The following is a 15168-nucleotide window of genomic DNA, read 5'->3' on the forward strand; positions in this document are numbered from 1 at the left end:
GAGCACCGGTACCTGCAGCCATTCTCTTGAGCTAGTACGAAAATAGACAGATTTTCGTTTATCCGGGGGAAAACGCGGGTAAGCTGGATGGTAAAGACATCATGGCGGCAAGAGGGGAGTCATTCGACAGCATGAAGCTGCTGATTATTATTCCGGCTTACAATGAAGAAGGCAGCATTGCCGAGGTCATATACAATATCAAGCAATGGAGGAAGGAGGCCGATATCCTCGTCGTCAACGACGGGTCCCGGGACCGCACCGGAGAGAAGGCCGAGGCGACAGGGCTGGCTGCGGTCATCCATATGCCGGTCAATGTCGGGATCGGCGGAGCGATGCAGACCGGCTATATGTATGCGGCGCGAGGCGGCTACGATATCGCCGTTCAGCTCGACGGCGACGGGCAGCACGATCCGAAGGAGCTGGACAAGCTGCTGGCGCCGCTGCTGGCGGATGAAGCGGACTGCTGCATCGGCTCGCGCTTCCTTGCCCGGACGTCGTATCGCTCGAATTGGTCGAGACGAATCGGCATTCGTTTTTTCTCCTGGATGGTGCACTGGATGACCGGCCGCAAGGCGACGGACCCGACATCCGGCTTCCGGGCGGTCAATCGCCGCGTCATCGAGCTGTTCGCCCGCTATTACCCGGAGGACTACCCCGAAGTGGAAGCGATTGTGCTGCTGCTGAGGCAGCGCTACCGGCTTGCCGAGACGTCGGTGCAAATGCACGAACGGCAGGCGGGAAGATCGTCCATCACACCGCTCAGATCACTGTATTATATGGCCAAGGTGTCGTTAGCGGTTCTCATGACGAGAATGAGGGGAGCGGGAGGATCGTTATGAACGTGTACATGCTGTCCATGATATTTTGTCTGGCGTTCCTGTTCGTGACGATCGAGCTCATCCGGCGCCGCAAGCTGCAGGAGCAGTACGCATTGCTGTGGCTGCTGCTCGGCTGCGTTATGGCCGGCTTCAGCCTGTTCCCGGACTTGCTGCAGTTCATTTCCGATACGGTCCGGATCGCGTATGCGCCGTCGCTGCTGTTCCTGATCGGCCTGCTATGCTCGCTGGCGCTCATCCTGCATTTGACGATCGTCATCTCCAAGCTGCACCGCCGGGTGACGAGGCTCATTCAAGAGCTGGCGCTGCTGCAGGAACGGATCGGCAAGGAGGGGCGGGTATGAGCTTCAGGCGAGTCGCGTCCTGCTGGCCATCCGTGCTCCTTGCGGTCATTGTAGCCGTCGGCTGTTATTTGCGCCTCCGCTTCGTGATGAGGATGGAATACGGCCCCGAGTCGCTGATAGGGGACCAGACCGAGTACATCAGACTGGCGATCCAGCTGCTGGAGAAAGGAATTTATGCGTACCGCGACACAACGCCGAACACCATGGTGACGCCGGGCTGGCCGATGATCGTTGCCGGCTTCTTTAAGCTATTCGGCTACGAACCGCTGGAACGAACGCTGATGATCATCCGCGTATGGCAGTGCTTCTTCGCCCTGCCCGCGCTTTGGTTCATCTATGCGATCGGCAAGCGGCTGTTCGGACCGCTCACGGGACTTCTCGCCGCGGGCTTCGCCGCAGTCTACCCGCCCTATGTATATTCGGCTTCGCTGATCTTGACGGAGGTGCCGTTTCTGACCTTCTTCACGGCGCTGCTGTACGCGCAGACGCGAGTCCTTCAGGGAGGCGGCAGGCGGGATCATGGTATTGCGGGAATGCTGCTCGGCATTTGCGTACTCATCAGGCCCAATGTGCTGCCCCTGGGCGTTGTGCCGTATGTGCTGCTGTATGTCCAAGACAAGCGGGCGGAGTGGAGAGGCGCTCTTGCCGCTGCGGCGTGTTTCACTCTTGTCATGCTGCCCTGGTGGGTACGCAATTGGGTGACGTTCCACGAGTTTATTCCGATTGCCAAGGGAGAGGTGGGCAACCCGTTTCTGGGCGGAACGGACCCGTATTTCCGGGGAACAATCGATTGGAGCCGAATTAACGAGAAGGAGCAGTTCCAAGAGGGGCTTCGGCGCATTCAAGCTGGGCTGCGGGAAGATCCGTGGCTGTGGATTCGATGGATGACTGCGGGAAAATTTTTCATCTTCTTCAAGTCGATGTGGGTGGGGGATTATCCGGGGACGGTACCGGGGTGGTATTACGCGGCGATGGTGAGGCTGCATCGTTATATCGTCGTCATCGGCTGGGTCGCTGCGGCGCTATTGACGCCGTGGATCAGGCCGTTCCGCTTCCCGGTGCTCACGCTGCTGACGTTCCTGGCCGTGCACATGATCTTTATCCCCGTCAACCGGTATGCGTACGGGATGATGCCGATGCTGATGCTGCTGACCGCCCACTTCGCTGTGCAAGGCGGGATGCTGGCTTGGACGGCAGGCAAAGGAGCGGGCCGGCTCGTCGCCCAGCGACGGTAACCGAACCCGCTCCTCCGGTTCGCGGCAATCGCAAACGCCTGTAAGCTGCTGTTGTCTAATCTAGGCGCGACCTGCGGCCTCCGAACGTCCGAACATTTGCTTTGCGCAATATTCAATGATGTCGCTGCGTCTGACAATGCCGATAAAATGGTCGAAATCGTCAATGACGGGTACGAAGTTCTGCGTTTTGGCCAAATCGATCAAATCTTCCATCTGTGCATGGATATGAACCGGTTTGTTGCGCATGCGCAGCGGCACATCCTCCAGCAGGTGGCGATGAGCGTTCTCGAACGACACACCTTCCGTGTTCTTGAGGTACCAGAGCAGGTCGCCTTCCGTCACCGTTCCAACGTAGCGGCCGTCATCCGTGAGCATCGGCACCGCCGAATAGCGGTGGAATTCCATGCGTTCAAGCGTCTGGCGCAAAGTGGAATGAATCGTCACGGTAATGACATCTTGCTTCGGCAGTAAGAAAAAGGCCACGTTCATCGAACATAAGCTCCTTCGATTTACAAGATTCCCCCTTCGCTATTGTACCAAAAATATGGATGCAGCTAAAGCGGCGAACAAGCCCATTTTTGCTAGCGCTTTCATATGCTTGCCGATTCCTCTCATTGGACAAGCGGCCGCTCTCCGGGTAAGATCAAGAGGACAACATTGTAACTGCAAGGGAGTGACTTCAAGTGAACATCATTCATGTGCGGAGCCAGGATGAGCTGGAGGCTTGCTTCGATATCCGCAAGGAAGTATTCGTCGCCGAGCAGCAGGTGCCGGAGGAAGAAGAGCTCGACGAATTCGACGCGTCGCCGGACGCTTGCCGCCATTTTCTGATGCTTCAAGGCGAAGAAGCGGTGGCAGCGGCCCGCTGGCGATATTATGACGAGAAGACGGCCAAGCTGCAGCGCGTAGCGGTAAGGAAGCCATATCGCGGCTTGGGCTTAGGCAGGGAGCTTATCCTGCACATGGAGCGCGATGCGAAGGAGCAGGGCTGTGAAGCTTCCGTGCTGGACGGACAATGCCAGGCGGAGCCGTTTTACCGTAAGCTAGGGTATGTGGTCATTTCGGAAGAGCCGTTCTACGACGCCGGCATTCTCCACGTTCGGATGAAGAAGAAGCTGTAGCCCGCCGGGCTGCAGCTTCTTCTTTTTAAGTCTATACGGGGTACATCCGGGGGGATTGTTCAAGCTCAAGGGTCAGCCTGTTTCCTCTGCGGCCGTCAAAACGGGGAACGTCAAGACGAATGTGGTCCCTTCGCCGACAATGCTCTCCACCTCGAGCGTACCTTCATGATCCTGCACGATTTTGTAGGAGATGGACAGTCCCAGCCCGGTTCCGTAGTCCTTCGTCGTATAGAAAGGATGGAAAATCGTTTCCAGACGGTCGCTCGGTATGCCGACGCCGGTATCCTGGATTTCGACGACAGCGCGGTTCGAAATCTCCTTCATGCGAATGTACAGCACCCCGCCCGGATTCATTGCCTCATATGCGTTCTTCACGAGATTAAGCAGCAGCTGCACCATCTTGTCGGGATCCATCCAGAGCAGCAGAGGAGCTTGCGGATGCTCATAAACGAGCTTGAGGCCAAGGCGCGAAGCCTCGGATTCGGTCAGGGCAATGACACGCTGCAGGCACGTCTGGAGCGAATGGGCCCGGAAGTCGGTGCTCTGCGGCTTGGAAAATTGCAAAAATTCCGCGGTCAGCTCGCTCATACGGTCGATCTCCTCCATAATGAGCGAATACCACGCTTCAATGTTGTAGCCGTTCGACTTGGAAATTTGCAGAAATCCGCGCACCGCCGTAAGCGGATTGCGAATCTCGTGGGCCATGCCGGAGGCTAGCTCGCCGACAACCCGCAGCTTCTCCGAACGCAGCAGATGCTCTTCCCTCTCGAGCCACAGCTCCCGCTTTTTCATGTACAGCCGGTTCTCGGCTTCCCCGAGCAGGCTGTCCTTCGTCCGGGCGTCGCCGGGGTAACTGGCCATGCCATAGGTCATGCGAATGCCGGTCAGCTTCGGCAGCTCCGAGTCCAGCAGCTGTCTCGTATGCTCGTAGACCGGCTCGCTGTCCTGCAGCGGCAGCACGAGGGCGAACTCATCGCCGCCGTAACGGGCAATCAGCTTCGCATCGGCGAACGAGATGACGAGCAGATCGGCGATCTGCTTCAGGATCAGGTTGCCGGTACGGTAGCCGCGCGAGGTGTTCATCGATTTCAAGTCGGCGCAATCGATCAGCACGAGCAGCAGCGGCTCGGGAGCGGCGACCAGCTTCTCCAGGATGCGGTGTGACTCTTCAAAGTTGGTTAAGCCGGTGAGCGGATCTTTACCGAGAAGGGCGGAATGCTCTCGTTGCAGCTTGTCCGCGAGCCGCATCCGGCTCACGATCAGCTCCAGCATAATGTGCCCGAAGACGATGAAAAGCAGGGTGAAGACAGCGGCATACCCCAGGTTGGCGTATATATGGATCTTCATGGCTTGAGGGATCGATATAGCCGCGAACATGGTATAGTAGACGAGACCAATCACCCGGAGCCGAGTCAGATTGTGCGACAGGTAATATTCGCGCCCAAGGACCAGGAAATAGAGGAACAAGATCCACCAGTCATTGATGAACCAATGCAGCAATAGTAAGGAAGCGATCCGAATCCCCCGCCGAATCGGTCCGCCGTCGGGCAGCAACACCAAGGTTACGAATAGGGCAAGGGCGGCAAGTGTAGGAATGACGTTCGTAAAATCGACTATCGAAAGGTAGGAAATCGCAATAAATGCGGCATAACTAGCGATTATCCACTTATAAACCATAGCTGTGCACACTCCAAGTGAATCGACCTGTTTACATATGTGAACTTTCGATGAACTCTTCCTTACAAGTTCTCTATTCTCTTTGAAATCCCTGCCAAATAATTGAAGTCACCTGCCGAAAGTTGTAAAAATGAAGAAAAAGCCCCGACGCGGGGGGGCGTCTGGGGCTAACGTTATAGGTCGAGCAAAGTCGCAACACGTCGGAAAATTTCGGAAACCGGGTGTGCCCGCCTAGGGCTCCTTCGCCGTCCCGGCCGTCTCATTCGAATCATGAGACCATGGATTCAAATGAATCAACACTTCGTCGACTTCCGGCCGCGAGGAACGGATCGTCTGCTGAATATGCTTGACGACGTTATGGCCTTCCCGGATCGTCATATGCTCCGGCACGCTGGCCCGTATGTCGACAAACACATGCGTGCCGAGCTCCCGCGCCCGAAGCCGGTCAATGCGCTTGACGGAAGGCACCTGACGCACGAGCTCGGCATAAGCCTTCAGCTGCTCCGCCGGGACAGCTTTCTCCATCAGCACGTCGATGGATTCTTTACCCATCTCATAAGCAAGCTTCAGCACAAGTAAGGAAACGGCGAAGCCGGCAATCGGATCGGCGTAGCCGAGAATCGGATAGCCGGTCCAGCCACCGACCAGGCCGACGCCGATTCCGATGACGGCAGCGATCGAGGCGTATACGTCGGCCAAATGATCGTAGGCGGTAGCGATGAGTCCCTTGCTGGACAGCTCGCGGCCGAGCTTCATCGTATACGTATACAGCCACTGCTTCCACACCAGCGAGACAATTGCGGCGCCGAGCGCCAAATAATGGGCGGGCGGCGGCGGCTCGAAGAGCGCTTCGAGGGCGTGATATGCCATATAGATGGCGGCGGCCGCGAGCACGACGGCGACGAAGGCCGCACCGAGCACTTCGGCTTTGCCGTGCCCGTAGGGATGGTCTTCGTCGGCGGGATTGCGGGAGATGCGCATCGAGCCGAACGTCGCTACGGTAGCCACGACGTCGCCGGCGTTATGGATGCCGTCGGCAATAAGGACACTGCTGCGCAGGAAGAAGCCGCCGATCAGCTTCATCAAGGTCAAGACGACGTTGCTGACCAGGCTGATCCAGGCGGCCCGCATGCCATTGCGCTCCAAATGGTCTTTCGATATCGTCGTCAACGTGTCGTGCTCCGTTGTCAGAATTCAGGCAGATTGTCGAGGTTGTTCGACGGGTCGCCGTCCGCATTGGAACGAAGGTGCGGTTCCCCGTCTCTGCCGGTGAAGACGTTAAGACCTGCGATTTGACCGCCCCGAACCATTTGCTGCGCCGTCTTGTAGTCGACGCTTTGACCGTTGCTGAGCTGGAGCTCTACGATGTCTCCGTCGCCGTTTTTCCGAACCGCGGTAACCTGCAGCTGTTGTTCTGTCATGGATGCACCCTCCTGAATAGGTGATAATAGGGCTGGGCCCGTTGTTAGTATTGCGCATTCGCCCGGGTCTTATCCCCCGAAACGAAGAAGCCGTTCCATCCCGGGCAGGATAGAACGGCTTCCTGGATTACACAAGCTCGTAAAGGCAATGCTGCACCGCAAATTTCATACGTCCCGTTTCCGCGTTCAGATCCATGTCGTCTCCGTAATGCATGAGCGTAATGCGCTCCTGCAGCTCCTCCGGAAGCGTCAAGAGCTCGCTTAAGGCTGCATGAACGATACCCGGGGAGGAGAGCTGGCAATCATGGAAAATGTATTTGCAGCCGCGCTCCTCCACGATCCGCTTCAAGAGCGCCGGCGTGAATACGATGTCGGCGGTGTAAAACAGCAAATCGTTAATGATCAGCGAGCAGCTGAACTTTTGTTGAATATGATCGGTACGAATCAGTTCGATCGTAAGGTTGTCGGCAATAGGCGTATTGACGTTCTCTTTCATCAAGACGACGTCGAAATAGTCCGAAAGTCCGTGAAATCCTTCTACAACATTCTCGAGTCCGCCGCGAAGCGAATGGTTCCACAGCGGCTTCTCCAGCGCTTCCGGAAGGAACAGCTTGATGCGTTTGCGTCCGTAGGAATAGCACAAGCGGAGAGCGATTTCCTCCAGGCCGCCGATATGGTCCGCATGCTGGTGAGTAATGAGAATGCCGTCAAGCCGGTCTAGAGGAAACTGCAAATCATGCAGCGATCTTGGTGCCGTGACGCCGCAATCGATGAGCAGGTTGAAATTGGTGCCGTATACGAGAGCGTTATTGTTGTAATATTTCTTCGCAAACGCGCTGCCCGTGCCGATCATTTGGATGCGAACCGTCAACCGAAGCGACCTCCTACATTCGACAAAATATGCCTATTTTACTTTATCATTCGATGCTTGAATTTTCAACCGAAAGATGACGAGTCATGGGACCTATCCGGAAAGTTTTCTCAGAAGGGGACGAATGTTATAATGAGAGTCGACACATCAACGGAGGATGGAACATGCCAGTATCGTTCAATTCAGGGCTTCATTTAATTTCCTTCATTTTAACGCTCGCTGCGGCGAGCGCACTCATCTTCATTCGGCTCAGAGCTTCCAGCAGGCCTATCAACGCAGCGAAAATCGTAGCCCCGCCGCTCGGCATGAGCACCGGCTTTATGATGTTCGTATACCCGCCGACGCATATCCCGCTCCTGTGGGCGGCGATCGCTTTTGCCGTAGGCGTCGTATTCTTCTCGTATCCGCTCATTTTGACGACCAAGCTCCAGGTGGAGCAGCGCGCCGTATATGCGAGACGGTCCAAGGCTTTCATCTTCATCCTTCTCGCTTTATTGGTGCTGCGGGTAGCTGCGCACGGCTATATCGAAGAATTCATTACGATTTATCAAACGGCGGCCGTCTTCTTCATTCTCGCCTTCGGTATGATCGTACCGTGGCGCATTTATATGTTCGTGCAGTATCGCAAGCTGATTCGTTCGATCGGCTGAAACAATCGGGACAAGAAAGCGTGGAGTCGACTATGTTCGCTGCTTTATGGGGGATAGGAGCGTTGGGCGTTGCGGCGGCCGTCGGGACAGCCGCTTATTCGGCGGCGGTCGGCTGGAAGCTGACGCATCCGGTCCGCAAGCCGGTGACGGCATCGCCTTCGGATATGGATTTATCGTATTCTTGCGTCCGTTTTCCCAGCCGGGGCGGCGAAGAGACGCTGGACGGCTGGTGGATTCCGGCCGCTGCGGGAACGAAGCCGAAGGCGACGGTTATTTTCTCGCACGGCTATGCGGGGAACCGGCTTGAGGAAGGGCTGCCGGCGCTCGCTTTGGCTGCGGCGCTCGTGAAGGCGGACTGCAACGTGCTGATGTACGATTTCCGCAACAGCGGCCAGTCTACCGGAACGTTAACCTCGGTCGGTTATCACGAGCACAAGGATGTGCTTGGCGCCGTCGACTGGGCTTTGCAGCAAGGAGCGGATCGAATCGTGCTGCTTGGCTTTTCCATGGGGGCGACGTCTTCGCTGCTCGCGGCTGCTAAGGAGCCGGCTGTGGCGGCGGTGATCGCCGACAGTCCATTCTCGCATCTGACGCGCTACTTGCGCCGTAATTTGCCGGTTTGGACTCGTCTGCCCAATTTCCCGTTCACTCCCCTCATCCTGACGATATTGCCGCTCTTGACCGGGACGAAGCCGGACGAAGTCGATGCGGAGGCAGCTGTCGAGCGGATTTACCCGCGGCCGGTCCTGTTCGTCCATAGCGAGCGGGACGGCGCCATTCCGTCATCGAACAGCGCCGAGCTGGCCGCCCGTCACCCCGACCGCTTTGAGCTTTGGCTGACGGACGACGGTACTCATGTCGGCTCGTACCGCGCCGATCCGGACGCGTATACGAAGCGGATACTGGCGTTTCTGGAACGGGTGCGGCCAGACTGAAAATTTCTTAAGATTTGTGCCTGGTGCAGGCGCAACTATCGCCATCGTTCGGAGTATAAACAAGTACTAAGTACTCACACGATGGAGGTTCGGGTTTACATGAAAGCACAACGTTTGCTCACCCTGATGATCGCCGCCTTTATTCTTAGCACCGGTGTCGTGACAGGCGCGTCGATGTGGGGGGATTATGACGGAAATGCGAAAGCGAGACTGTTCGTGAACGATGAAGAGAAGACGTTCTCGGACTCGGAGGTGCCGGCGTTCATTACGCACGGCTCGACGGTGCTGCCGCTTCGCACGCTGTCGCAATCGCTGATGGCACTCGTTCGATGGGACAACAGCAACAAGACGGTATCGATCTATAAGCCGAACGTTCAGATCATTACATCCAGCGGCCTGACGCAGAAGGACAACAATTATACGATCAGCAATCCGTTCGATGTGGTGAATACGTCGGATGCGCTCAACTTCTACCTGTATGCGAGCGTGGACAACTTGAAGACGAACATCCAATCGTTCAAAATTTCGATCAAGACGCCGAGCGGCGGCGACCTTGTCGAACCGGTCGTTTCCTCCGTTTCGTCGGACTATTTCATCTACACCTGGCAGTTCAAGCGGGTTGAGTTTACCGAATACGGCAAGTATACGGTTCAATTCGCCGCGAAGCTGGATGACGGCTCCGATTATATGGTGATCGGCGAGAAGCAAATTGTGCGTCAATAATATGGAAATTGGAAAGAGGCGCTTGCGGGCGCCTCTTCGCGTTGACCTGCCCCTAAGCTTAATGGTAGTATGTATCGGAGGAAGTTAAATCCAGTGAAATGAGGTTCTCGAATGAGCGACCATAAGCACGATCACAATCACGACCACGATCACGACCACGAGCATGAAGAAGAAGTGTTTCTCGTCACGGATGAAGCCGGCGTCGAGCACGAGATGGTGATCGTCTACACGTTCGAATCGCAGGATAAGGGGTACGCAGTGCTGCTGGATCGTAACGATCCTGATGCTGACGGCGTTATTTTCCGGATTGAAGAGGAGAACGACGAGGCGTTCCTGATCGGTATCGAAGACGAGGAAGAATGGAACCGGGTTGCGCAAATCTACAATGAGATTGTGGCCCAAGAGGAAGACGAGTAACGATAGACGGGCAGGAAAGCCCTTCCGCCGCTGACTAGACAGCGATGGAAGGGCTTTTTTGTACCGGAAAGTCTAAGTTTCGCTCTATCCTTTGGCTGATTCGCTGCGGCAGCTACGAGCTGGAGGAGAGACGCCGAGCAACTGGCAGAACGACACGTAACCGGCTTAACGCCGCAATCGCGCTGGGTCCATAGGATGGTGCAAGCCGTTTATCCATGGCTGGCGGCCGCAGAACTAATGAGGTGAGCAGGGGAATGGAGCGGAGCTCTTGCATGGCTGCTTGCGAAATTGAAAGCAAAAAACCTGGCCTCCTATAGAGACCAGGCAGCTGACTCGCCTAGATAACGGACTGGCAAGGCTCTATTTAAGCCGAGTCAAGACATTAGCAGGAAATAAAGGATTTACAGGGCTTTAATTTGACAAACTTGACTTGTGACAAGCCGAAATTCATGGTTCGCCAATAATTAACGCCCTCTCGTACCGCTATTCCCACTCTCTGCACACAAATCACCAAAATAGCGGATTGTGAAACCGCTAAAGCTACCGTTCTGCTATATAATACTGTTGTTATTTGCGCGGATTGAAATACATCGTGCGTCCGTTAAACATGCGCAGCTCCGCCTTCCACAAGCGGGCCAAATATTTGCACAGCTCGTTGCCCTTCGCTTTATCGCCGTGCGTAGCGTCATCCGGCAGCGTAACCTGCACATACGTGCGGGGCTCCGCGCCGTCCTCTCCGGCAGCTTCGGTGCCGACGCCCATAAGAATATAGCGGTACAGAGCGTCCTTACCCTTCAAGTAAAACCATTTGCCTTCGCCTTCCGGCTTCGACTCGATCGTGTAAGGAAAGCCGGCCTCGTCGTACTTCCAATCGAGCTGGGTGCCGGTCTTGGCCAGCTGATCTTTGTAAGCAAGCAGCTGCTGCTTCAGCTCGTCGACGGTTAGCGTCGCAATCGCGGAGCCTTGGACGAAACGGATATATGCGCTCTGACTCATATCGGTATGTGCACCTGCCCTGATAGGAATGGTTCATGCAAACACTTACATGACTTCTATCGTATCAGAAAATGGCTTTCTCTTCCACAATGACCTTCACGAACTCGACGGAGCGGTCTTCCGGACCTTTCACCGGTAGGCCGACCTCGACGTGCTCGCTGATATAATCGATCAGAGACTGCGAAATCACTTCGCCCGGGAGCAAAATCGGAATGCCCGGCGGATAAACGTAAATGAATTCGGCGATAATGCGGCCGGCCGATTCTTTAAACGGTACGACCTCCGTGTCGCCGTAGAATGCATCGCGCGGCCAGAGCGACAGCTGCGGAATTTCCGGAATGGAGATGACGAGCTCCTGCGCTTCGCGGTTTTGATGCTCCGCGGATAATGCCCGCAGCGCCGTCAGCAGCGTATCGAGATTTTCGCGCGTATCTCCCGGGGTGAACAGGCACAAGATGTTGTACATGTCGCTGAGCTCGACTTCGATGTTGTACCGGTCGCGCAGCCAGTTCTCAACGTCATAGCCCGTGATGCCGAGATGACGGACGTGGATGCACACCTTGGTCGGGTCGTAATCGTAGGTTGCTTCCGTGCCGAGAATGTCTTCTCCGAAGCAGTACAAGCCGGGAATTTGATTGATTTCTTTGCGTGCGTATTGAGCGAGCTCAATCGTCCGTTCCGCGATTTCCCGGCCGTGCAGCGCCAGCTGCCTGCGAGCCGTATCGAGCGAAGCCAGCAAAATGTAAGACGTCGACGTGGTCGTCAGCATCGACATAATGGTTTGAATGCGCTTCGTATTGATCCGCGGCCCCTGAACGTTCAGAACGGAGCTTTGCGTCATCGAGCCGCCGAGCTTGTGCACGCTGGTCGCGGCCATGTCGGCACCGGCTTGCATGGCGGACATCGGAAGCTTGTCGTGAAAATGAATCAGCACCCCGTGAGCTTCGTCGACGAGGACCGGAATGTCGTAGCTGTGCACCAGCTCGACGATTTCCTTTAAGTTCGTGCAGACACCGAAATACGTCGGGTTAATAATCAGCACGGCCTTGGCGTCCGGATGCTTCTCGAGCGCTCTGCGCACCGAGCGGGTCGTCACACCGTGGTCGATGCCCAGCCGTTCGTCGCGTACGGGGGACAGGAATACGGGACGCGCTCCCGCGAAAATAATGGCGGCCATAACCGATTTATGGACGTTGCGGGGGACGATGATTTTGTCGCCCTCGCCGACAACGGATAAGATCATGGAAATGATGGCTCCGCTCGTGCCTTGTACGGAGAAGAACGTCTGCTCCGCACCGAAGGCCTTGGCGGCCAGCTTCTGCGCTTCTTCGATCACATGTGTCGGCTGATGCAGGTCATCCAGCGGCGCGATGTTGATCAAGTCGATCGACAAGGCGTTATCGCCGATGAACGAGCGAAATTCCGGGTCCATGCCGATCCCTTTCTTATGCCCGGGAATATGAAACTGAATTGGATTACGCTCCGCGTGCCGCTTCAACGCGGTAAATAACGGCGTACGTTCTTGATCTGTCATGGATCCCATCCTTTCTGCACCTGCTGCATCGCTTGTCTATATATGGCGGTGCCCACCCACAAACATCACGAGTATAGCAGAATGGGACGCGGATGCAAGTTTTTCTTTCATGATTTTGCAAAGAACGGCGAAAAATAACGACAAAGTCCGGTTGAAGGAGATGAAGGCGATGGAAGCCTCGGCAGCAAAGAACGTGAAAACAGCCCTATTCTCGCCGTTCGTCATCAAGCTGCTGGTCATTATGTTCGTTGTGGAGTTCGTGAAGGGAGCGCTATTGCTGACGATTCTGCCTGTATATATGGCTGTAGTGCTCGGGGCGAGCGCATACGCCATCGGCTGGACGCTGGCCGCGCAATATATCGGAGACAACGCGCTGCGGGCGCCCGTCGGCTGGATTATCGACCGTATCGGGTACCGCGCCTGTATGCTGAGCGGGGTGTTGGTTACGTTCGCATCGGTTGTGATCATTGCTGTTGCCGGACATTACGCATGGACGATTACCGCTTGTGCGCTGCTTGGGCTAGGTACGGCGCCGCTGTGGCCATGCGTCATCACCGGAGCGACGGAGGTGGCGGGCGACGAGGGCAAAGGAACCGTGCTCAGCGTCGTTCATCTGGCATGGCTGTCGGGGACAGGAATCGGGCCGGTCGTCATCAACTTTTTCCTGAAAGGCAGCGAATTCGGACCCGCTTTCCGGATCCTGCTCGGCTGTATGACGGTTGTCGTCGTTGTGGCGCTGCTGCTGCCCGGGCGAAAGCAGCGGGAGGCTGAAAGGGCTGCTAACATGGACGGGGACGGGAGCAAGGGGAACGGCAAGGGGTGGCTGGAGCATGCTTCAGCTTATTTCCGGGAGGTGCGCGCATCGCTGACGGTTTCGCCGCTGCTATTCCCGGCGATGTTCTTGCAGACGTTTGCGATCGGAATCCTTTCGCCGATATTGACGCTGTATGCCCGGCAGGAGCTTTCGCTGACGCCGACCCAGTTCAGTCTGTTTTTAATCGCCGGGGGAGCGGTAACCGTAGTGCTGCTTGTTCCGGTCGGCAAGCTGGTCGACAAGTATGGAACGAAGTTCTTCCTGGCGGCTGGCTTCGGTCTCGGAGCAGCGACGCTGTTTCTGTTTACTTTCACAAGATCGCTTTATGTGCTTTACGGTTATGTGACACTGATCGGGATGGCCTACGCCTGCATTATTCCGGCCTGGAACGTCTTGATCGCCGCGGCCGTTCCGGAGGAAAAGCGGGGGGCGATTTGGGGCTTTTTCTTAACCATTGAGGGGCTGGGCAGCGTCATCGGACCGATCGTTTCCGGCAAGCTGTGGGATGTATTCGGCCCTCGCGTGCCGTTTATGACGAGCGGCGGCGTGCTCGCTTTGCTGTTCGTGCTGCAGCTTTTGCTCGTGCAAAGGAGCGGTAAGGAGGAGCGTATGAAGGCGGGCTGAGGATTGGACATGCGACGGCAGCTAACGGTTTTTCTTCGGCTGTTGGATGTCAAGTCAAGGTTCCAAGCATTTGCCGTCCAGGAGCGGATGAGACGTAATCCGCCATACACGGCAAAACACCGCCCCGAACAGGCGGTGTTTGCTGCCGTAACTTACTGCGCCGAACGCTTGCGGTCGATCCAACGCTCCAGCTTCGGCGTCATCAGCTCCTGCAGCTTGGCCATCAGCTGCTCGCGGCCGATGCCCTTGCCCGCTGCAATCTCCGTGAGCGACTTGCCCGATTTCAACTGCCGGCGAAGCTCCGCTTCGGTAATCCCCAGCATAGCGGCCAGCTGCTCCGGATCCGGCTTCAAGAAGTCCCGCCTCTTATGCATATGCATGGAATGCATATCCAGCAAGTTCTTCTCGGCAATCATGTAGCTCAGATGCCGGCCCATGTTCTGCTTCATTTTCTCAGCCTTGGCTGCGTCCAGCTTGCCTGCCTTCACCGCTTCGTCAATTCGGGCATTGCGCAGCTGCAGCAGCTTGGCCGTCAAATCGTCGCTGCTCATTCCGCGCTCCTTGGCCACATCGGCAAGCGAAACGCCCTTCTTCAGCTTGTCAATCAGCTCGTTCTCCTTCATGCGGAGTACGGAGGCAGCTTCCGCGACAATCGGCGGCGCGCCGTCATGCGATTTGGCGCTGCGGGGCTCGGCGGTTTCCTTGCGGTCCTGCCTGGGCGCAGTAGCCTGGGGCTGACTGGAGGAGGACGCTACCGCTGCCGACAGCGCAGCGGTAGCCGTTCCCGGCACTCCTATGTACATTCCGCCTGCGGCGCAGGTTAGCGCCAAGGTACCGGCAAACAGGCGCGCTGCAAAGATTCGTTTCATAAGATGTTCACCTCTCTAGACTAGTCGGATTCGCATCTTAGTCTATACAGGCAGGCTGCATTCTACGTAAGCAAACCTTAATCTCAGATAAAAAATGAAAA

General features: G+C 56.3%; 17 protein-coding genes. 9 read left to right on the forward strand and 8 right to left on the reverse strand.

Annotated elements, in window-relative coordinates:
• Window positions 1–131 precede the first annotated feature (131 nt).
• From ACFFK0_RS11875 to ACFFK0_RS11885, 3 genes are read left to right on the forward strand one after another with little or no spacing between them, the layout of a single operon-like run.
• Window positions 132–839 carry a glycosyltransferase family 2 protein gene (locus ACFFK0_RS11875; RefSeq protein WP_377470404.1) on the forward strand — a complete coding sequence of 236 codons (708 nt, stop codon included), beginning with the start codon at window positions 132–134 and terminating at the stop codon, window positions 837–839.
• Window positions 836–1180, forward strand: a complete 345-nt coding sequence (locus tag ACFFK0_RS11880; RefSeq protein WP_377470405.1) for a DUF2304 domain-containing protein — start codon at window positions 836–838, stop codon at window positions 1178–1180. Before ACFFK0_RS11875 ends, ACFFK0_RS11880 begins: the two co-directional genes overlap by 4 nt.
• The gene (locus tag ACFFK0_RS11885) at window positions 1177–2415 is read left to right on the forward strand and encodes an ArnT family glycosyltransferase (protein ID WP_377470406.1); all 1239 of its coding nucleotides are present in this window, start codon (window positions 1177–1179) and stop codon (window positions 2413–2415) included. Before ACFFK0_RS11880 ends, ACFFK0_RS11885 begins: the two co-directional genes overlap by 4 nt.
• Window positions 2416–2475: 60 nt before the next feature.
• Here ACFFK0_RS11885 and ACFFK0_RS11890 read toward each other — a convergent pair whose 3' ends face one another.
• Window positions 2476–2904 carry a CBS domain-containing protein gene (locus ACFFK0_RS11890; protein WP_377470407.1) on the reverse strand — a complete coding sequence of 143 codons (429 nt, stop codon included), beginning with the start codon at window positions 2902–2904 and terminating at the stop codon, window positions 2476–2478.
• Between the two features lie 194 nt (window positions 2905–3098).
• On the opposite strand from ACFFK0_RS11890, the gene ACFFK0_RS11895 reads away from it, so the two are divergent.
• Complete coding sequence (locus ACFFK0_RS11895; protein WP_377470408.1) at window positions 3099–3536, forward strand: GNAT family N-acetyltransferase; 438 nt, start codon at window positions 3099–3101, stop codon at window positions 3534–3536.
• 72 nt (window positions 3537–3608) lie between these two features.
• Here the strand turns inward: ACFFK0_RS11895 and ACFFK0_RS11900 are convergent, their stop codons facing one another.
• The 4 genes from ACFFK0_RS11900 to ACFFK0_RS11915 form a co-directional block, all read right to left on the reverse strand.
• A complete protein-coding gene (locus ACFFK0_RS11900; protein ID WP_377470409.1) occupies window positions 3609–5213 on the reverse strand; it encodes an ATP-binding protein in 1605 nt (534 codons plus the stop codon).
• Window positions 5214–5444: 231 nt separating this feature from the next.
• Window positions 5445–6374 (reverse strand): cation diffusion facilitator family transporter, encoded by a 930-nt coding sequence (locus ACFFK0_RS11905; RefSeq protein ID WP_377470483.1) that lies wholly within the window; start codon window positions 6372–6374, stop codon window positions 5445–5447.
• A 26-nt stretch (window positions 6375–6400) separates the two neighbouring features.
• The gene (locus ACFFK0_RS11910; RefSeq protein WP_377470410.1) at window positions 6401–6634 is read right to left on the reverse strand and encodes a DUF3892 domain-containing protein; all 234 of its coding nucleotides are present in this window, start codon (window positions 6632–6634) and stop codon (window positions 6401–6403) included.
• Between the two features lie 127 nt (window positions 6635–6761).
• Complete coding sequence (locus tag ACFFK0_RS11915; protein ID WP_377470411.1) at window positions 6762–7505, reverse strand: MBL fold metallo-hydrolase; 744 nt, start codon at window positions 7503–7505, stop codon at window positions 6762–6764.
• Window positions 7506–7669: 164 nt separating this feature from the next.
• Between ACFFK0_RS11915 and ACFFK0_RS11920 the strand changes: the two genes are divergently transcribed.
• The 4 genes from ACFFK0_RS11920 to ACFFK0_RS11935 all read left to right on the forward strand — a co-directional run bounded on the left by ACFFK0_RS11920 (window position 7670) and on the right by ACFFK0_RS11935 (window position 10230).
• The gene (locus tag ACFFK0_RS11920) at window positions 7670–8155 is read left to right on the forward strand and encodes a CcdC family protein (RefSeq protein WP_377470412.1); all 486 of its coding nucleotides are present in this window, start codon (window positions 7670–7672) and stop codon (window positions 8153–8155) included.
• A 32-nt stretch (window positions 8156–8187) separates the two neighbouring features.
• Window positions 8188–9090, forward strand: coding sequence for an alpha/beta hydrolase (locus tag ACFFK0_RS11925; protein ID WP_377470413.1), 903 nt, complete (start codon window positions 8188–8190; stop codon window positions 9088–9090).
• Between the two features lie 99 nt (window positions 9091–9189).
• Complete coding sequence (locus ACFFK0_RS11930; protein WP_377470414.1) at window positions 9190–9813, forward strand: stalk domain-containing protein; 624 nt, start codon at window positions 9190–9192, stop codon at window positions 9811–9813.
• 111 nt (window positions 9814–9924) lie between these two features.
• Window positions 9925–10230 carry a DUF1292 domain-containing protein gene (locus ACFFK0_RS11935; RefSeq protein ID WP_377470415.1) on the forward strand — a complete coding sequence of 102 codons (306 nt, stop codon included), beginning with the start codon at window positions 9925–9927 and terminating at the stop codon, window positions 10228–10230.
• Between the two features lie 567 nt (window positions 10231–10797).
• Here the strand turns inward: ACFFK0_RS11935 and ACFFK0_RS11940 are convergent.
• Complete coding sequence (locus ACFFK0_RS11940) at window positions 10798–11226, reverse strand: DUF1885 family protein (RefSeq protein WP_377470416.1); 429 nt, start codon at window positions 11224–11226, stop codon at window positions 10798–10800.
• Window positions 11227–11290: 64 nt separating this feature from the next.
• Window positions 11291–12760 carry an aminotransferase class I/II-fold pyridoxal phosphate-dependent enzyme gene (locus ACFFK0_RS11945; protein WP_377470417.1) on the reverse strand — a complete coding sequence of 490 codons (1470 nt, stop codon included), beginning with the start codon at window positions 12758–12760 and terminating at the stop codon, window positions 11291–11293.
• Window positions 12761–12869: 109 nt separating this feature from the next.
• On the opposite strand from ACFFK0_RS11945, the gene ACFFK0_RS11950 reads away from it, so the two are divergent.
• Window positions 12870–14198, forward strand: coding sequence for an MFS transporter (locus tag ACFFK0_RS11950; RefSeq protein WP_377470418.1), 1329 nt, complete (start codon window positions 12870–12872; stop codon window positions 14196–14198).
• A gap of 152 nt (window positions 14199–14350) precedes the next feature.
• Here ACFFK0_RS11950 and ACFFK0_RS11955 read toward each other — a convergent pair whose 3' ends face one another.
• On the reverse strand, window positions 14351–15067 hold the full coding sequence (locus ACFFK0_RS11955) for a hypothetical protein (RefSeq protein ID WP_377470420.1): 717 nt from the start codon (window positions 15065–15067) through the stop codon (window positions 14351–14353).
• Between the last annotated feature and the right edge of the window lie 101 nt (window positions 15068–15168).

It is taken from the genome of Paenibacillus chartarius, from assembly GCF_042432825.1.
GTDB lineage: Bacteria > Bacillota > Bacilli > Paenibacillales > NBRC-103111 > Gordoniibacillus > Gordoniibacillus chartarius.